This is a genomic window from Streptococcus sp. k-378 (assembly GCF_013277505.1).
GTDB classification, from domain to species: Bacteria; Bacillota; Bacilli; order Lactobacillales; family Streptococcaceae; genus Streptococcus; species Streptococcus pseudopneumoniae.
Genome location: NZ_VMNC01000051.1, coordinates 1 through 17,047 on the forward strand (window position 1 = coordinate 1; position 17,047 = coordinate 17,047).

Genomic DNA, 17,047 nt, shown 5'->3' on the forward strand with positions numbered 1-17,047 from the left:
CAAAAACATGTTTTGAGCTGACTTCGTCAGTTCTATCTACAACCTCAAAGCAGTGCTTTGAGCAACCTGCGGCTAGCTTCCTAGTTTGCTCTTTGATTTTCATTGAGTATGAAATAAGATATGCACAAATTGATTAGGAAAGTCAAATGAATTTCTACAAATGTTTTAGCAATCGTAATGTACTTGTCTAGATTCGATCTGATATATTTTCGATTTAATGATATGGTATTTAAAACCTCCAAAACAGCTTGCTCCATTCTTTTACTTACGTGAGTGTAGATGTTGTTTATTGTTTTAGCGTCTTTGTGTTCTACTCTAACCATTATAGCTTTTAATGGGATATTCTTCTCAGCTAGTGTACTAAGGAGTGTGTGCCTGAAAATATGGGAACTAAGGGGCTGATTTATCGGTTTCGCTAGTTTAGTATTTGCCTTTTGAAAAGTGATCTTAAATGCCTTTCTCTAAATTGACATATCACTATTGTTTCACAAAATCTAATCTGCTTTAGCTCACTTATTCTTTTTTTGAAATGTAGAATGAACTTTTTCGAATCTTTTAAAATCTGTTTGTTTTATATCGCCATTCTCCCCCTTTTTTAATTCTCCCTATACAGCCTGACAACTTTCCCGATGGTACGAATATGGGTGCTTTCGTCTAGGTGGATGTCGGGGTATTCGGGATTGAGTTTTTTGAGGTAGCCTTGGCGGAGTTTCTTGACATAGTTAGCACCGTCTACTTGGAAGATGCCGATGGTATTATAGTCAATCTGTGGGGGATTCTTGATAAATAGGTAGTTGCCGTTTCTTATCTTTGGCTCCATGGACTTGCTGACGACATAAGCGATTGCGTCGTAGTCGTCTGGGATTTCATCCTCATAGAATGGAAACTCCATATCTAAATTGTCGTCCTGCATCGAGCGGCTACCTGCAGAGATAAACTACCTAACACGAGAGTAAGTAGTCTGTCTGTAGTCGTCCAGTCTGATGATTTTTGCGATACTTCGTTTATCATCGTTTTTCTTCTCATACAGTTGCCTATCGGCATAGGTCAGTACTTTACCTTGTCTGGGTGATGCCCGTTGGTCGTAGATAGATTGGATATCGCTAGGAGAATCCTTTTGAACTGGAGGAAAGAGGACATCAATCAAGCTACTGAATACTTTAACTAAGTCAAATATAGTATTTTTCTTAGTAGACCTACCCCTTTTTTCATAATCTCCAATGGCCTTTTTATTTATACCTATCTTAGTACCCAATTATTATTGAGTCCAACTATTTACTAGTCTATATTGTTTTATTTTTAGCCTGTAACAATCGCAATCTCTTCTTTATCCACGAATGAAACTGCTTTTTGTTTTTATAAGTAAACCATCACACGAAATCCAAGAAAATGAAAACTTTGTTGTGTTTTCATAAAAAATTTGTTGACAGAGCACGAAACGCCTACTATAATTAAATCAAGCTTAAGGAAATAACAAAAAAACAAATCAGAGGGAAAGACGATGAACACATTAAATGAGAAAGTAATCAATATTTGTAAAGCAGTAGTTAAAGAAACTTTAATCCAAGACATTTAGGAGAAAAGATGAAGAAATCAAGAAAATTAGCCTCATTAGGAATCTGTTCAGCTTTGTTTTTAGGCTTGGCTGCTTGTCAACAAGATGCTACAATTTCGAATGGGACGAGTCAAAGGCAAAGTAGTTCAACGAAAGTACCATGGAAAGCTTCATACACCAACCTAAACAATCAGGTAAGTACAGAAGAGGTCAAATCTCTCTTATCAGCCCATTTGGATCCAAATAGTGTTGATGCATTTTTTAATCTCGTTAATGATTACAATACCATTGTCGGCTCAACTGGCTTATCAGGAGATTTCACTTCCTTTACTCACACCGAATACGATGTTGAGAAAATCAGTCATCTCTGGAATCAAAAGAAGGGCGATTTCGTTGGGACCAACTGCCGTATCAATAGTTATTGTCTTTTGAAAAATTCAGTCACCATTCCCAAGCTTGAAAAGAATGACCAATTGCTTTTCCTAGATAATGATGCGATTGATAAGGGAAAGGTCTTTGATTCTCAAGATAAGGAAGAGTTTGATATTCTATTTTCAAGAGTTCCAACTGAGGCAACTACAGATGTCAAGGTTCACGCTGAAAAGATGGGAACATTCTTCTCCCAGTTTCAATTTAACGATAAAGCTCGAATGCTGTCTGTAGTCTTGCACGACAATCTGGATGGCGAGTATCTGTTTGTAGGCCACGTTGGAGTCTTAGTACCTGCTGATGACGGTTTCTTATTTGTAGAGAAATTGACTTTCGAAGAGCCCTACCAAGCGATTAAATTTGCCAGCAAGGAAGATTGTTACAAGTATTTAGGCACCAAGTATGCGGATTATACAGGCGAGGGACTGGCTAAGCCTTTCATCATGGATAATGATAAGTGGGTTAAACTTTAATGGTGGTATGATATGACAGTAATCCTAGGACTTTTATTTCTATTTTTGATGAGTTGGTGGGTTATTTCAATCGTTAATAGCCAGAAACCACGAAAAAATGAAAAATTTATTGGTTATATCCAAAGATACGATATTGATGGGAATGGCTATCAATCAGAAGTATGGGAAGTGACTGAGGAGGAAGATTAAGAAGTAAAAACAGCGTCTTCTTTTTAGTATTGCACCTATTTCCAGACAGTCCATTTGTAGTTTGATCCAGATTGGTATATAATTTAACTTAGAGAAAATAGGAGGACTAATCGAATGGAATTAAAAGATTTTACAGAAAAAGAACAGGAAATGATTAAGAAGGGGCTGACTACGTCTAAGATTAGTGACAAGGAAACTGCTGAGAAGATTCTTGCGCTTGTCCCACAAGACTTGATTAAGCGAATCCCATTTTTCGTCAGAAAACATGCGACGACACGTACGATTAAACGCATTTCAATCGAACACCCTGAGCTTTACGCTGCAGCTCAAACAAGTGGTGAAATCCCAGAAAAAGAACGCGAAGAATTGCGTCAAATTATCACGACTATCTTTGAACAAAAGATGAATAAGCATAGTATTAAGTAGAGAATGAAAATGTATTTGATTTGTGAATTGTTCACTAGTTATATATCATTTTAAAAATCGCAATTTATATTCTAACAATACTCAACAAAAAACGAACAGGCTCTTTTTCTGTTATTCAGAAGAGAACTTGTTCGTTTTTATCTTGATTTTCTTAAAAAGCTCGATACACATAGGGGTTTTCTGGTTTATCGACTTTGGTAAAGCTTTCGATTTCCAAGGTTGGGAGGTTTTGTTTGAGTTCTTTATGGTAGTGATTGACCAGTTTTCCTTTGGCCGTAATCCAAGTGTTGTTTTCATACTGCCGGGTATTTCCCTTGGTCAGCAATCCATAGACACCTGAATCCGCGATACAGTGGATAATGCCGAAGCGGAACAGAAATTGGCTATTGGCATGACTGGGGTCATTATAGACAAAGCCTGTAAACTGGATTGTCTTGCCCTCAAACTCATCTGGATAGTCGTAGATAGCTTCCATGACTTCCATATAGTTTTCGTTAGTAATGTTAATGCTATCTTGGGACAAGTATTTATCCGCCGCCGTTCGCATTTCCTTTTCATAGGCTGATTTTGAAAAATAAGAACTGGTATCTGGTTTCAAATATTGGCTTGCCGTCCCTTCACTTGTCTGAATGGCCAGATCCGTTCCTTCCGATAGGGGGAAATGATAGCCTTTGGCAGAAACGGTCTGAGAATCCAAGCTAACAGTTGGGAAAGTTAAGCCGATGACAAGTGGAGTAGCCAGAAGAGAAATACTCGTCATATTGGCCAATCGGCTGTTCAGATGACTGTGGGTTTTGACTTGCTTCATCCAGATATACAGTTGAACAATTGCCAAAATAAAGGAAAGGACCATGGAGATATAGGCCAGATAGGAATAGTGCATGTTGATGTACTGGTTTAATTTGCCCGACAGATGGAGGTAAATAGTCAGTTCAAAATAGCCAGCTAAAACTAAAAATCGAATCATAGGATGACTCCAATCAAGAGAGAATAGACTAAGACGACAAGAGTTACAATCGTTATGAAGTGACTGATAAATCGTGCTTTTAAGTAATTTTTCATCATGAGAATATTTTTGATATCCAGCATTGGACCAATGACGAGAAAGGCCAGAACTGGTGCCAAACCGAAACTCGAGAGAAGAGAGGCACCGATAAAGGCATCCGCCTCACTACAGAGCGAAAGAAGAAAGGCTAAAATCATCAAGAGCAGGATGGCAAAAAGAGGAGTCGCACTGATAGAGGTCAGAATCCGTGTCGGAACATAGACCTGTATTATAGAAGCAAAGAGGCAGCCAAATACTAAATAACGTCCCGTATCAAAAAATTCATCAATGGCCTGCACAAAGACCTGAAAAACTTTTTTTGCAGGGCTTAAGTGAGAAAAATCATGCTCATGACAAGCCAGACGATTTTCTTTTTGAATCGGTTCTTGCCAGAAAAATCCCAGAAAAATTCCTAGTATTACAGCCACAACAATGGAACCCAGAGCTCGTAACAGGGCGATATGGAAGGAGTTGCCAAAGGCAGAATAGGTCGCAAAGAGAACAATGGGATTGATAACAGGTGCTGTTACGAGAAAGGGAACAGCCGTGTAACTTGGAACCTTCTTTTCCAGAAAACGATTGATAATGGGGACGATTCCACATTCACAAGAAGGGAAAAGTATACCAACGAAGGTGCCAAAAAAGATTCTCCCCCAACGATTTCGAGGGAGAAAATGATAAACCCTGTCAGGTGTGATATAGACCTCAATCAGCCCTGAGACAATGCTTCCTATCAGAACGAAGGGAAGGGCTTCAATGATAATAGAGAGAAAAATGGCTCCAGTTTGAAGTACACTAGATGGGAGTTGTTGAAAAGCAGTCATCTAGTTTTTCTTTTCTGCTTTGGCTTTTTTCTCTTTGTCATCAGGGAAAGTGACTTGTTTCAAATCTGGGAGTTTAGCAAACTCTTCAAACATCTTGTCCAAGTCGTCTCGTTTTGTAAATTTTACAGCCATAGGTGTACCTCGATTCTAAATTCTACCTCTATTATACTATTATTTTGAGGAAAAGGGAAAAGTTAAAATTGAGTATCTAACGAATAATAGAGTTTGATATATCCTGATATACACTATGATTGTGATATAATAGTTGTGGAATAACGGAGGAAATTATGGATCATGAAAAAAATCGGTCAGATTACCGATGAAGTAAAAGAAATTTTTGATATTGTTCTTGAAGCGAGCGACATAAAGGTCAACAAAGACGGTTTGAGAAGCCATATGATAAAAGGCCATCACAATGATGTGATTCATCATATTGAAGACCTGGAACTCATACTAAGGAACCCAGATTTCGTCGGCATCAATCCACGAGAGAAAGACGCCAGTTTTGAATATGTAAAAAGATTTGATAATAATGTTCTTGTTGCGATTAAGTTGCGATTAAGTTACATAAAAGTGGTGATTTCTTTTATGTTCCGACCATGTATCGTTTACAAGATTACAAGTTACAAAGTCGTATTAAGTCTGGTAGATTGAGAAAACATAACATTAAATTGTCTGAAAATTTATTGACAGATTAGAAAAAAAATAGTATAATGAAACGTAAAATGAATTCAGGTTTCCTGAACCGATAGGAGTATACAATGAAAAAACTAGGTTTTGTCCTTTTATCTTCAGCCTTGCTATTGACAGCTTGTGCTAATAACCAATCTAAGCCAAGCAATACGAGTGATTCGTCCAAGGTGACAGCCTTGTCTGAAGACAAGCAAAAAATGCTTGATAAGGCTACTGCTGACTATAAGACTTTTGTGCAAGACCAAATCGATAAACTGTTGACAGATACAGAAGGCTTTGTCAAACTGTTGAAAGAAGGTAAGTTAGAAGAAGCTAAGAAGGTCTATCCACTGATTCGTATGTCTTATGAGCGTTCAGAACCGATTGCCGAGAGTTTTGGTGAGTCAGATGTCAAGATTGACTTCCGTTTGGCAGACTACATGGACGAAAACAAGACAGAAGAGGGATGGTCAGGTTTCCACCGTATTGAGCGTATCCTTTGGGAAGACAATACAACTAAAGGAACTGAAAGCTATGGTGATCAGTTGGTCAATGATATCAAGGAATTGAAAGCCAAGATTGCAACTGTTGATGTGGACTACAAGGTTATGCTGACTGGGGCAGTCGACTTGCTTAACGAAGTTGCAACAAGTAAGATTACAGGGGAAGAGGAAATTTATTCTCATACAGACTTGTATGACTTCCGTGCCAATATCGAGGGAGCTGAGAAGATTTTCCAACTCTTTAAACCTTTGCTTGAAAAATCAGACGCTAACCTAGTTAAAGAATTGGAAGCGGACTTCAAGTCTGTCAATGATTTGTTGGACAAACACATGACCGACAAGGAACACTACAAGCTCTATACAGATTTGACAACAGAAGATACCAAAGAATTGTCAGAAGCTGTGACAAAACTTGGTGAGCCTCTATCACAAATGGGTAAATTTCTTAGTGGAGAATAAGAGTCATGACTGAAAAAGACGAAAAGTTTTTTGAGAAGAAAATGGACCGTCGAGAATTTCTAAAAAAAGCAGGGATTGGAGGGGCTGGTTTAGCGCTAGGACTCTCTGGTGCTTCTGCTTTTTTCGCACCTAAGCTAGGAAGTCAGGAAAAAATCTCGTACGGAAATGAAAAAATTGCTTTTTATGGCAAGCATCAAGCTGGGATTAGTACGCCCATGCAAAAGAATATCTATTTTGTTGTCTTGGACCTGCATACGACGGATAGAGATAAGATTATCCAGCTATTCAAGGATTGGACGGATTATAGTGCCAAGTTGGTTGAGGGGGAATTGGTCAAAAAAGATGGCCAGAATGCTCTCTTGCCTCCGAGTGATACTGGTGAGACAGTCGGGCTCACTCCTCATCGTTTGACGCTGACTTTTGGTGTGTCTGCGAGTTTCTTGAAAAAGATGAACTTGGAAAACAAGCGTCCTCAAGTTTTCAGGGATTTACCGCCTTTTCCTAAAGAGCAATTGCGTGAAAAATATACTGGTGGAGATATTGTCATCCAGGCCTGTGCAGATGATGAGCAGGTTGCCTTTCACGCTATTCGCAATCTCATCCGTAAGGGGAGAAATGCCGTGACCCTTCGTTGGAGTCAGTCTGGTTTTGCAGCAATCGGGGATCGAATGGAGACTCCGCGTAACCTCTTTGGTTTTAAGGATGGAACAGCAAATCCAACCAAGGAGAAAGACTTTGACCGCGTCATTTGGGCTGATAGTAAGGACTGGATGGAAAATGGTTCTTATATGGCAGTTCGTCGGATTCAGATGTTTTTAGAAACTTGGGATCGTACTAGTCTTGAAGAACAAGAAAATACCTTTGGTCGTTACAAGGAAAGTGGTGCCCCTTTCGGTAAGAAAAATGAGTTTGATGAAGTGGATTTGAGTCTTTTGCCTGATGATTCGCATGTTCGTTTGGCTAAGGAAGTGGACAAGCCGCTTTTGCGTCGTTCTTATTCTTACTCTGATGGGATTGATGAAAAAACTGGCCAGTTTGATACGGGCTTGCTCTTCATTTCTTTCCAGAAGGATCCTGATAACTTTGTCAAGGTTCAAACCAATCTAGGCGCTACTGATAAGATGAATGAATACATCACTCACATCGGTAGTGGACTCTTTGCTTGCTTTGGTGGTGTGGAGAAAGGGGGCTACATTGGTCAGAAATTATTGGAAGGCTAAAAGCTGGTTACTAGTTTTAGCTTTGTCACTTTTAATTCTTTCCCCAGTAGGTGCCCAAGAGAGTCTGAGTTTTTACTTTGTGAAAATCACAGATGCTTCTAAAGCGGTCAAAAATGGGAGTCAGTCTGAGGCTCAGAAACTCGTTAAAGAGATGGCATCAGATTTCGAGAGAGTAAAAGACAGCAATTCTGAGGCTGGTAAAGTCGTTAAGGAAAAGCTAGCCCAGTCAGGTGAGATTACTGAAGACAAACTTACCGAAATTTCTTCAGCCTTATTAGCTTTTGAAAAAGAACAAAATCCTGTTGACCTAGATGCGGAAAAGGAAAAATTGGTCAACCGTCTAAGTCCTCGTTTTGAAGCCTTAGAGCAAGCCATTGCCTCCAAAGATTTGGAAAAGGTTCGAGAAGTTTTTAAGAAAATGAATTCCACTTGGACTATCAATGAAAGTGTGGTTCGTGACAATAGTACAGCCCATTATGGCCGTGTTGAAACAGCTATTTCCTTCCTGCGTAGTAGCATGGAAACTGAACCTACAGATTTTAACTCCATCCAGACTTCCTTTGAGGACTTAAAAAAGGCTATTGATGATTTTGTAGCTGGAAAAGCAGTCGTAGCAACATCTTCTGATTTGAGTCTTAAAGACGGTATTGCCCTTTTGACAAAGGCTTTGGAACAATTCCAAGCTGGTGATCAAGCATCAGGAGCAGCTAGCATGAAGGAATTCATCACTATCTGGCCAACGATTGAAGGCTCTGTTAGCACGACCAATCCTTCCCTCTATACTCGAGTGGAAAGTGAAAGCCCTGTGATTATGGTCAAGGGAAGTGAGAAGGAATACCAAGAAAAATTAGAAAAACTGATTGCAGATTTATCACAAATTGATACTAGCGCACGTTACAATGCCTTTGATGCTATGCTGATTCTCCTGAGAGAAGGGGTAGAGGCTCTCTTAATCGTCATGGCCTTGGTGACGACCTTGAAAGCAGCCAAGATGCGAAAGGGACTCAAGTGGGTTTATGGTGGTGCTATCACTGGAATCATGGCTAGTCTCCTTATTGCTTTTATCCTGCAAATTGCCTTTCCAGCAGTAACATCAGGCTCCAATCGTGAAATCATCGAAGGAGCAGTGGGAATTTTTGCAGTAGCTATGATGATTTTGATTGGAATCTGGCTCCACAGCAAATCCTCGGTCAAAAAATGGAATACCTTTATGGAGTCACAAATGGAAACAGTGACCAAGACAGGCTCCTTTATTTCCATGTTTGCCCTCAGTTTTCTAGCTGTTTTCCGTGAGGGAGCAGAAACCATTCTCTTTTATGTTGGGATTTTACCAAGGATTTCCAGCTTTGAATTTGTCTTGGGAATCTCACTTGCCTTACTGGTTCTGGTAATTATTGCCATAGTGATGAATAAGGCCAGTCAATTCTTCCTGCCACATAATGTCTTCTTTATCCTGACTTGGATGATTTATGCCCTAGCCTTCAAGATGCTGGGAGTTAGTGTCCATGCTCTTCAGTTGACCAATATGGCACCAAATCACTTGCTGACAGGCTTTCCAACAATCGATTTGCTTGGAATTTATCCAAGTTGGGAAGGCTTGGTCAGCCAGATAGTCTTTGTTATTATTGTCTTGATTGTCACTTTCAGACAGGGTGAAGAATAGATGGATAGAAAAGAATTGACAATCGTGGAACATCTGATAGAATTTAGAAAGAGGTTATTGGCTGTGGTCATTTGTTTCTTTTTGGTATTCTGTGTTTCTCTGCTTTTTGCAGACCAGATTTACCAGTATGTGACCCAAGCTTTTCAGCAAAAGTTGATTGTTTTAGGACCTAATGATATTTTATGGATTTACATACGTTTGGCTAGTCTGATGGCCTTTACCATCACCCTACCTTACACGGTGTATCATATTTGGTCTTTCATCAAACCCGGTTTAAAGAAGGAAGAAGCTAGAGCAGTCTTTGCCTATATTCCAGCTAGTTTCCTTTGTTTTCTAGTTGGACTGGCTTTTGGTTTTTACTTTGTAACACCAGCCATACTTCAGGTTTTATTAGGGCTAGGAGAAGGTCTGTTTGAAACGCAGTTAACCGCCCAAAATTATCTGTCCTTTGTTTTTCAAACGACCTTGCCTTTGGCCCTGATTTTTGAATTGCCGGTTATCATTGCCTTTTTGACGTCGATTGGCCTCATTGGACCAGAATTATTGATTGCTTATCGCCGATATGCCTATTTTATCTTATTGGTACTTGCAGTCATCTTGACACCAGCTGACTTTGTCAGTGATTTGACAATGACTGCCCCCCTGATTTTACTCTATGAATTAAGTATTGTTGTCAGCAAATACATTATGAAACGCAAGCAGAAAGGAGAGAGAAATGGGAATCTTACGTGATATTGGAGCACCAGGATTGATTATCATCGTTTTAGGAGCTCTCTTGATTTTTGGACCAAAACGATTGCCTGAACTAGGCGAGTCAATCGGTAAAATGCTATCTGAATTTAAAAAAGCAGTTAAAGGAGCTGAAAATCAAGATAAGGAAGACTAAACCTTGTCTAATAAAAAACTTTGTACTCTGGAAGCCATCGCGTGGCTAGCTAGAGTGCAAAGTTTTTTTATTTTTTAGTTAAAATGAAGACTGTGTTCCTTATAAGTACAAGGTTATTAAGAGAGTGGTGGACATTAAAATGATGATTTTGAGTTTTTGTTATTTTTGCTTTGGAGCAAGGTAACATAGTCACTTTTGGTGTGAAATAAGTGGGAAAGAAAAACAGTTCTTTGAGTCTGGTCGATAAAGTAAAGCAAGATATACTGACCGATAATTTTTCCTCGCGTAGGGTACTTACTGTTGATTTTTAGTCCGATTTTTTCATCTGCATCAAAGCCAGCTTCAGGAAAAGTTTCTAAACTTTTTAAGCCGTCTAAAATTCTGGCTACAGTATTCTTAGCAGACTGAGGTGATAAAAGAACAGTAGTAATGTAGTCATGGATACTGTCAATTGCTTGACTCACTTCGGTAGATAGAATCACTTTATAAGCCATATCGTAGCCTCATATCATCTAGGGAAGTTCCTTGTCCGGATTCATATTCTCTTAAGGCGCGTTCAGATTGGGCTTGTAGTTCTTGAATCAATCGTTCACGGTGTAAATCTTCTGCAGTTTTTATTGGCAAATCCTGTTCGAGAACAATCTGCTCGATAAAAAGACTAATAGCATCCGTCATAGTCATTCCTTTTTCCTTGATGATAGCTCTAGCTTGTTCCATTGATGACTCATTGATTTTAAAATTGTACTGTTTAGTAAGTGATGTCGTCATGGTATATCTCCAATCTATACTATATATAGCTAGTATATATCTTTTATATTTTTTAGGCAAGAGAAAACTTTGTACTCTGGAAGCTATTGTGTGGCTAGCTAGAGTGCAAAGTTTTTTTGAGTCTGGAATATGAGAACAGCAGTTGATTTCAAGAAACAAAAAAGAACAGCCGAAGCTGTCTTTTTATCATTATTTGAGACCGTATTTTTTGTTGAAACGATCCACGCGTCCATCTGCTTGAGTGAACTTTTGACGTCCAGTGTAGAATGGGTGTGAGTCTGATGAAATTTCCACACGGATCAATGGGTAAGTTTCGCCTTCGAACTCAACTGTTTCGTTAGAGCGTTTTGTTGAACCGCTAAGGAATTGGTAACCAGTAGTTGTGTCCATGAAGACAACTGGGCGATATTCTGGATGGATATCTTTTTTCATTTTACAATATTTCCTTTCTGCCATGGTCTCTTTGCGAGCCATAGATTGTTACCATACTAGTCTATCAGATTCTGAAAAGTTTGGCAAGTATTTTATCAGTTTTTAAGCAAGTTTTTTAACTTTTGGTAGATGATTTCGTTTTCTTCTAGGCTATAGGAATTAGCACCACTTGCTAGAGGGTGGCCTCCACCATCATGTTCCTTGGCGATTTCATTGATAGGATGGATTTTACTACGTAAGCGAACGCGGTAGTGGCCATCAGCCTGCTCCACAAAAATTCCCCAGAGACTGACGCTGTCAATGCGTCCAGGTGCACCGACAATGGCTGCAGTTTCAGCATCGGTGACATTGAATCGTTTTAAGATTTCCTGACTCAGGATAACACGAGCAGCACCATTTTCATCCACTTCCAGATGGTCGTAGATGTAGCCTTGAAGTTTAGCAATTTTGTAACTCATAGTGTCCATTTTGCGAGTGAGAGCCGCAAAGTCAAAGTTATGTTCTCTCAAATAAGCAGCCAGGCGAAGAGTCCGTGCAGTGGTAGAAGGGTAGAGGAAACGACCTGTATCGCCAACGATTCCTGCAAAGAGCAACTCAGCAGCGCAATCTGACAAGGCTAGCTGGGTTGTTTGGGCAAATAGGGTAATCATCTCACTAGCGCTACTTGAACTAGTATCTACCCAAGATAAGTCGCCATATACATCATCATTTGGATGGTGGTCAATCTTAATGAGAAAATCACTTTGACTATAGCGCTTATCATCGATACGAGCGGTATTAGCTGTATCACAGACGATGACAAGGGCTCCTTGGTAGGCATTATCTTCAACAGAATCCATTTCAGCCATCCAAGTAAGAGTTGGTTCATCAAAACCAACTGCTTTGATGTTTTTTTCTGGGAAATGATGTTTGAGAAGAGCTTTCAAACCCACCTGACTTCCCAAGGCATCAGGGTCTGGTTTCATATGACGATGAATGATAATCGTGTCGTATTCTTTGATTTTTTCTAAAATTTGATGGCAAATTTCCATAAATAACCTCAATTCTTTCTCATTTCATTGTAGCACAAGAATTTTTATTTTTAAAATGAAAAAGATGTGATATAATGGAGAAAGATAAATTGAGGAGGACGATATGGTATTAGCAAAAATTGTATTTGCCAGTATGACCGGTAATACCGAAGAAATTGCAGATATTGTAGCAGACAAATTACGTGACTTGGGCTTGGATGTCGATGTTGATGAATGTACAACTGTTGACGCTTCAGACTTCTTGGAAGCTGACATCGCTATCGTTGCGACCTATACTTATGGTGATGGTGAATTGCCAGATGAGATGATGGACTTCTACGAAGACCTAGCAGATCTCAACTTGAATGGCAAAATCTACGGAGTGGTTGGTTCAGGAGATACCTTCTACGATGAATTCTGTAAGGCTGTTGATGACTTTAATCGTGTTTTTGTTTCGACAGGAGCAGAAAAAGGTTCAGAATGTGTTAAAGTTGATCTCTCTGCTGAGGAAGAAGACATTGAGCGCTTGGAACAATTCGCAGAAGAATTGGCTGCTAAAGTAGGATAAGTATAAACGTGCGCTGATGTAATCAATCAGTGCATTTTTCTTATCGTGAGTTAGGATTTTACTAGCCTATTTGGTGGCTTTTTGATACAATAATTCAAATAAAGGAGGAGACTGTATGGATTTAGATAGTATTCGTCAAGAAATTGATCAAATCGACGACCAAATCGTCAAGCTCTTAGAAGAACGAATGCATTTGGTTGAGGGTGTAGTTGCCTATAAGAAAGCTTCAGGTAAACCGATTTTAGATACCAAGAGAGAAGCGGTTATTTTTGAAAAGGTTAGAAGTCGTGTAGGAGATAAGCGCTATCAGGAAACTATTGTCGCGACTTTTTCGGACATACTCAAACGTTCGCGTGATTATCAGAATCAGAATATCAAATGAAAAAAGAACAATTTTATCCGCTAGGCATTTTTATAGCTGCTATGTTGGGCGGACTTGTGCGCTACCTTGTTTCTACTTGGTTATCAGCCAGTCCAGACTTTCCTTGGGGCACTCTCTTTGTCAACTATCTGGGAATTTTCTGCTTGATTTATCTTGTCAAGGGATATCTGGTCTATAAGGGGACTAGTAAGGGCTTGATTTTAGCACTAGGGACGGGCTTTTGTGGAGGTTTAACAACTTTTTCCAGCCTAATGCTTGATACTGTGAAGCTGCTTGATACAGGGCGTTATCTTAGTTTAGTCCTGTATTTGCTTTTGAGCATCGGTGGAGGCCTACTCTTAGCTTATTTTCTAGGGAGGAAGAAATGGTAATGGTCTATCTTGCAATTGCTTGTGGTTTCGGAGCTTTAGTGCGCTATTTCTTTTCCCGCTATAATCAAACTTCTAAATTGCCCCTCGGAACGCTCATAGTCAATCTTCTAGGTTGTTTTTTAATTGGATTATTCTACAATCATGTGGAGTCTAAGGAAGTCTATGCTATTTTAGCAACAGGATTTTGTGGAGGTTTGACAACTTTTTCGACCTTGAATGACGAACTCCAAAGATTGTTAAGTGATAGGAAGGGATTTTATTCTTATTTAGCTTTGACCTACCTCGGTGGTTTGATTGCGATTTTTTTAGGAATTCTGCTATAAATTTCTTTACTTTTTTGTGGAAATTTGGTAAACTGTATCTTGTGTGTAATGGACGCACAAAAATACAGTTTATCCGCTGAGGAAGATTCCTCAAGATTGACAAAGATAGGAGAATAAAATGAATCCATTAATCCAAAGCTTGACTGAAGGTCAACTTCGTACAGATATCCCATCATTCCGTCCTGGTGACACTGTTCGTGTACACGCGAAAGTTGTCGAAGGTAACCGTGAACGTATCCAGATTTTTGAAGGTGTTGTTATCGCACGTAAAGGTGCTGGTATCTCAGAAAACTACACAGTTCGTAAAATCTCTAACGGTGTAGGTGTTGAGCGTATCTTCCCAATCCACACTCCACGTGTTGAAAAAATCGAAGTTGTTCGTTACGGTAAAGTACGTCGTGCGAAATTGTACTACTTGCGTGCTCTTCAAGGTAAGGCAGCTCGTATCAAAGAAATCCGTCGTTAATTCGACTAAAACTCTGCTTTTTCAGCAGAGTTTTTATCTAGCTCCCTTAGTTCAATGGATATAACAACTCCCTCCTAAGGAGTAGTTGCAGGTTCGATTCCTGCAGGGGGCATAATAAGAAGCGTAAAGAAACATAAAGAATATTCAAAGTGTTTATTTGTAGGCAATCATCACAATTTAGTTTTTTAAAATAGGTTAGTATTTTTGGAATCTTTGACCAAAGTGTGACCAAAATTTGACCAAAAGTCAATGAATATAGAATAAAGTAGATCAGGAAGCTGGTCTATTTTATTTTGTAGTTATTGAGAAAAAGTGGTTTGTTTTAATTTGACTATTATACACATAATGCGTATAATAGTAAGTGTAAGGAGGTAACGAATATATATGCCACTTACAGGTAAAGAAATGGTGAAACTAGCTCTTGAGAATGGATGGGTTGAAGTTCGTCAAAGAGGAAGTCATCATCATTTTAAGAAAGAGGGTTTTTCTTATCTTGTCACGATTCCAGTTCATGGAAATGAAGATTTGGGAAAGGGATTGGAGAGAAAGATTCTCAAAGATTTAGGATTGTAATTTTTACTTTCCTAAGTCTTTTTACATCAGAGGTAGTAGAATGTTGGGGGTAGTAGAATGTTAAAAACGTATCCAGCTATTTTTCATAAAGAAGGAACAGGATATTGGGTAGAATTTCCAGAATTTGGTGGTGGTACAGAAGGAAAAAATATCGAAGAAGCGATGAAAAATGCTCGAGAAATGCTTGAAAATGTTTTAGCTTCTTATATCGATGAAGGGATGGCGTTGCCTACTCCAAGTGATATTTTAAAGATTGAAGTTTCAGATGGTTTTGTATCAATGATTCAAGTTGATCCTGCGCCTTTTGTGAGAAGTAACAAGGCGATTAGAAAGAACGTGACCGTTCCTGAATGGCTAGTTCGTCTTGCTGATCGAGAAAAGATTAACTATTCAGAAGTTTTGGCACAAGCATTAGAGAAGAAGTTGCAAGTTTAAATTTAAAGACTGTATTTATTAGGGAATAAGTTTGATATGTATTGGTAAAAGTGATACAATAGATATACAAGAAGAAAAGGAGAAATGCTATGTCACAAATTGCTGTAAGAGTAGATGATGAATTGAAAAAAGAAGCGACTGCGATTTTTAATGAGTTGGGGTTGGATATGTCAACTGCTGTGAAGTTATTTTTGAAGCAAAGTGTGTTGACAAGAAGTATTCCTTTTGAAGTTAAACTTGATTCTGAGTAAGGTGAAATAAAAGTGTGGATAGATATAATCTAAAGGGGTTCGGTTATGGTTTATACAATAGATCAGATAAAGGAAAAAATTGTTCCTGTTGCTAAACAATATGATTTATCTAAAATTTATCTATTTGGCTCTTATGCTAGGGGCGAAGCTGATGGGAAAAGTGATGTTGATATTGCTTTGGAGTTAGAGGATGATTCTATATATTTTGATGTATATGGTAGACTTTTGACTATTTTTGATGGTAATATAGATATTCTATTGGTTAGTGATTTACTTTCTCCAAAAACAAACATTGGGAAGTTAGTCAAGAAAAATTTTTTGAATGATAGAGAGGTTATTTATGAGAAGTCAATCTCTTGAAACTGATATAGCATATTTGAAGGATATGGTTTTATATCTTGATAAGGCCGATGCTGTTTTGTATAAAGCAAGAAGATATAATTTACCTTTAGATGATGATATGGTAGTTGATTCTATCGCTATGAATTTAGGACAGGTAGGAGAACAGTTATCGTTAGGCAAATTATCAGAGGAAGTAAAACAGAAGTATTCAGATAGGATAAACTGGACTCAGATAAAAGGTTTTAGAAATTTTATTTATCATAATTATTCTAACTTAAATTTTAAAATTATAGAGGGTATATTGAAGGAATCTGTTCCCAAAACGAAAGAATCTTTACACTCGATTATAAGAGAATTAGAAGGTGAATTATAAAATAGAAAATGAAAGAGAAACTCTAAAAACGTATGGAAGATTTGCTAGAAATCGACAAATTTTATTCCTCAAAAAACGAATACTTCCATAAGAGAAATTATTATTGATGAAGATTTAATATCTGTATTGGATGCATTGAAAGAGGAACAAGATAAGGTTCTTTATAATCGTGAAGAATTAAAGAAATATGATTTGGTCTTTTGTGATAGAAGGTATAAACTTTCTACAAATTATGGATTGAATAAATACTTGAAAGTATTTTTATCCGAACTTGGGATAGGTAGCCAAACCATGATAGCAAAAGCAGGCAGGCATATTTACGGTTTATATTTATTAGACTTCCTGCAAAACTAGAATCCTAGTTCATGATTGATAATACCAACAATCAAATTCATTCGTAAGCCGAAGC

27 protein-coding genes, 1 tRNA gene and 2 pseudogenes are annotated in these 17,047 nt (G+C 38.3%); 21 read left to right on the forward strand and 9 right to left on the reverse strand.

Translation table 11 applies throughout. The features are described from left to right. Positions 1-80 precede the first annotated feature (80 nt). Positions 81-446: a tyrosine-type recombinase/integrase gene (locus HT719_RS06145; RefSeq protein WP_031222934.1), complete on the reverse strand. Its 366-nt coding sequence runs from the start codon at positions 444-446 to the stop codon at positions 81-83. 149 nt (positions 447-595) lie between these two features. After that, a pseudogene (locus HT719_RS06150) lies at positions 596-1,114 on the reverse strand (S24 family peptidase); the annotation flags it as partial. A 470-nt stretch (positions 1,115-1,584) separates the two neighbouring features. Between HT719_RS06150 and HT719_RS06155 the strand changes: the two are divergent. The 3 genes from HT719_RS06155 (at position 1,585) to HT719_RS06165 (ending at position 3,072) form a co-directional block, all read left to right on the forward strand. Beyond that, positions 1,585-2,457, forward strand: coding sequence for a DUF4300 family protein (locus HT719_RS06155; RefSeq protein ID WP_172928570.1), 873 nt, complete (start codon positions 1,585-1,587; stop codon positions 2,455-2,457). Positions 2,458-2,469: 12 nt separating this feature from the next. Then, positions 2,470-2,646 carry a hypothetical protein gene (locus HT719_RS06160; RefSeq protein ID WP_172928572.1) on the forward strand — a complete coding sequence of 59 codons (177 nt, stop codon included), beginning with the start codon at positions 2,470-2,472 and terminating at the stop codon, positions 2,644-2,646. Positions 2,647-2,760: 114 nt separating this feature from the next. Continuing rightward, entirely contained in the window at positions 2,761-3,072 is a 312-nt protein-coding gene (locus HT719_RS06165) for a hypothetical protein (RefSeq protein WP_000420556.1), read from the forward strand. A gap of 151 nt (positions 3,073-3,223) precedes the next feature. Here HT719_RS06165 and HT719_RS06170 read toward each other — a convergent pair whose 3' ends face one another. Genes HT719_RS06170 through HT719_RS11915 form a run of 3 tightly spaced genes read right to left on the reverse strand, consistent with a single transcriptional unit; the run spans position 3,224 to position 5,073 of the window. Beyond that, the gene (locus HT719_RS06170) at positions 3,224-4,039 is read right to left on the reverse strand and encodes a TIGR03943 family protein (RefSeq protein WP_172928574.1); all 816 of its coding nucleotides are present in this window, start codon (positions 4,037-4,039) and stop codon (positions 3,224-3,226) included. Continuing rightward, complete coding sequence (locus HT719_RS06175) at positions 4,036-4,941, reverse strand: permease (protein ID WP_172928576.1); 906 nt, start codon at positions 4,939-4,941, stop codon at positions 4,036-4,038. Before HT719_RS06175 ends, HT719_RS06170 begins: the two co-directional genes overlap by 4 nt. Continuing rightward, the gene (locus tag HT719_RS11915; protein ID WP_000268685.1) at positions 4,942-5,073 is read right to left on the reverse strand and encodes an SPJ_0845 family protein; all 132 of its coding nucleotides are present in this window, start codon (positions 5,071-5,073) and stop codon (positions 4,942-4,944) included. A gap of 162 nt (positions 5,074-5,235) precedes the next feature. Here HT719_RS11915 and HT719_RS06180 point away from each other — a divergent pair, with 162 nt between their 5' ends. The 6 genes from HT719_RS06180 (at position 5,236) to tatA (ending at position 10,344) form a co-directional block, all read left to right on the forward strand. After that, positions 5,236-5,595 (forward strand): hypothetical protein, encoded by a 360-nt coding sequence (locus tag HT719_RS06180; protein ID WP_007284914.1) that lies wholly within the window; start codon positions 5,236-5,238, stop codon positions 5,593-5,595. Positions 5,596-5,702: 107 nt separating this feature from the next. Then, positions 5,703-6,575 (forward strand): iron uptake system protein EfeO, encoded by an 873-nt coding sequence (efeO, locus tag HT719_RS06185; RefSeq protein WP_023941325.1) that lies wholly within the window; start codon positions 5,703-5,705, stop codon positions 6,573-6,575. A gap of 5 nt (positions 6,576-6,580) precedes the next feature. Continuing rightward, on the forward strand, positions 6,581-7,795 hold the full coding sequence (efeB, locus tag HT719_RS06190) for an iron uptake transporter deferrochelatase/peroxidase subunit (protein WP_172928577.1): 1,215 nt from the start codon (positions 6,581-6,583) through the stop codon (positions 7,793-7,795). Next, positions 7,770-9,458, forward strand: coding sequence for an FTR1 family protein (locus HT719_RS06195; protein WP_172928579.1), 1,689 nt, complete (start codon positions 7,770-7,772; stop codon positions 9,456-9,458). The genes efeB and HT719_RS06195 overlap by 26 nt, the downstream gene beginning before the upstream one ends. Further along, positions 9,459-10,190, forward strand: a complete 732-nt coding sequence (gene tatC / locus HT719_RS06200; RefSeq protein ID WP_172928581.1) for a twin-arginine translocase subunit TatC — start codon at positions 9,459-9,461, stop codon at positions 10,188-10,190. After that, a complete protein-coding gene (gene tatA / locus HT719_RS06205; RefSeq protein WP_000512107.1) occupies positions 10,174-10,344 on the forward strand; it encodes a twin-arginine translocase TatA/TatE family subunit in 171 nt (56 codons plus the stop codon). Before tatC ends, tatA begins: the two co-directional genes overlap by 17 nt. Positions 10,345-10,478: 134 nt before the next feature. Here the strand turns inward: tatA and HT719_RS06210 are convergent, their stop codons facing one another. From HT719_RS06210 to HT719_RS06225, 4 genes are all read right to left on the reverse strand, one after another. Next, positions 10,479-10,838, reverse strand: a complete 360-nt coding sequence (locus tag HT719_RS06210; protein WP_112445221.1) for a type II toxin-antitoxin system RelE/ParE family toxin — start codon at positions 10,836-10,838, stop codon at positions 10,479-10,481. After that, entirely contained in the window at positions 10,828-11,112 is a 285-nt protein-coding gene (locus tag HT719_RS06215) for a type II toxin-antitoxin system RelB/DinJ family antitoxin (RefSeq protein ID WP_000213594.1), read from the reverse strand. The genes HT719_RS06210 and HT719_RS06215 overlap by 11 nt, the downstream gene beginning before the upstream one ends. Positions 11,113-11,301: 189 nt before the next feature. Continuing rightward, positions 11,302-11,544, reverse strand: coding sequence for a type B 50S ribosomal protein L31 (locus HT719_RS06220; RefSeq protein WP_000710764.1), 243 nt, complete (start codon positions 11,542-11,544; stop codon positions 11,302-11,304). A 95-nt stretch (positions 11,545-11,639) separates the two neighbouring features. Beyond that, entirely contained in the window at positions 11,640-12,575 is a 936-nt protein-coding gene (locus tag HT719_RS06225; protein ID WP_119943628.1) for a bifunctional oligoribonuclease/PAP phosphatase NrnA, read from the reverse strand. Between the two features lie 103 nt (positions 12,576-12,678). On the opposite strand from HT719_RS06225, the gene HT719_RS06230 reads away from it, so the two are divergent. The 12 genes and pseudogenes from HT719_RS06230 to HT719_RS12020 all read left to right on the forward strand — a co-directional run. After that, entirely contained in the window at positions 12,679-13,122 is a 444-nt protein-coding gene (locus HT719_RS06230; RefSeq protein ID WP_172928583.1) for a flavodoxin, read from the forward strand. Positions 13,123-13,237: 115 nt separating this feature from the next. Continuing rightward, on the forward strand, positions 13,238-13,504 hold the full coding sequence (locus tag HT719_RS06235) for a chorismate mutase (protein WP_000362492.1): 267 nt from the start codon (positions 13,238-13,240) through the stop codon (positions 13,502-13,504). Next, on the forward strand, positions 13,501-13,875 hold the full coding sequence (gene crcB, locus HT719_RS06240; RefSeq protein WP_000712082.1) for a fluoride efflux transporter CrcB: 375 nt from the start codon (positions 13,501-13,503) through the stop codon (positions 13,873-13,875). The genes HT719_RS06235 and crcB (HT719_RS06240) overlap by 4 nt, the downstream gene beginning before the upstream one ends. Next, positions 13,869-14,198, forward strand: a complete 330-nt coding sequence (gene crcB, locus HT719_RS06245) for a fluoride efflux transporter CrcB (RefSeq protein ID WP_054388225.1) — start codon at positions 13,869-13,871, stop codon at positions 14,196-14,198. Before crcB (HT719_RS06240) ends, crcB (HT719_RS06245) begins: the two co-directional genes overlap by 7 nt. Positions 14,199-14,316: 118 nt before the next feature. Further along, positions 14,317-14,664, forward strand: a complete 348-nt coding sequence (gene rplS, locus HT719_RS06250; RefSeq protein WP_001068669.1) for a 50S ribosomal protein L19 — start codon at positions 14,317-14,319, stop codon at positions 14,662-14,664. 40 nt (positions 14,665-14,704) lie between these two features. After that, a tRNA-Arg gene (locus HT719_RS06255) sits at positions 14,705-14,776 on the forward strand. 272 nt (positions 14,777-15,048) lie between these two features. Next, a complete protein-coding gene (locus tag HT719_RS06260; RefSeq protein WP_001131503.1) occupies positions 15,049-15,237 on the forward strand; it encodes a type II toxin-antitoxin system HicA family toxin in 189 nt (62 codons plus the stop codon). A 57-nt stretch (positions 15,238-15,294) separates the two neighbouring features. After that, positions 15,295-15,672: a type II toxin-antitoxin system HicB family antitoxin gene (locus tag HT719_RS06265; protein ID WP_000921490.1), complete on the forward strand. Its 378-nt coding sequence runs from the start codon at positions 15,295-15,297 to the stop codon at positions 15,670-15,672. Positions 15,673-15,761: 89 nt separating this feature from the next. After that, complete coding sequence (locus tag HT719_RS06270; protein WP_000077979.1) at positions 15,762-15,923, forward strand: type II toxin-antitoxin system RelB/DinJ family antitoxin; 162 nt, start codon at positions 15,762-15,764, stop codon at positions 15,921-15,923. 45 nt (positions 15,924-15,968) lie between these two features. After that, on the forward strand, positions 15,969-16,283 hold the full coding sequence (locus HT719_RS06275; protein ID WP_000263130.1) for a nucleotidyltransferase domain-containing protein: 315 nt from the start codon (positions 15,969-15,971) through the stop codon (positions 16,281-16,283). Then, a complete protein-coding gene (locus HT719_RS06280; RefSeq protein WP_001257560.1) occupies positions 16,264-16,638 on the forward strand; it encodes a HepT-like ribonuclease domain-containing protein in 375 nt (124 codons plus the stop codon). The genes HT719_RS06275 and HT719_RS06280 overlap by 20 nt, the downstream gene beginning before the upstream one ends. 1 nt (position 16,639) lies before the next feature. Next, positions 16,640-16,974: pseudogene (locus HT719_RS12020) on the forward strand (site-specific integrase); the annotation flags it as partial. Positions 16,975-17,047 lie beyond the last annotated feature (73 nt).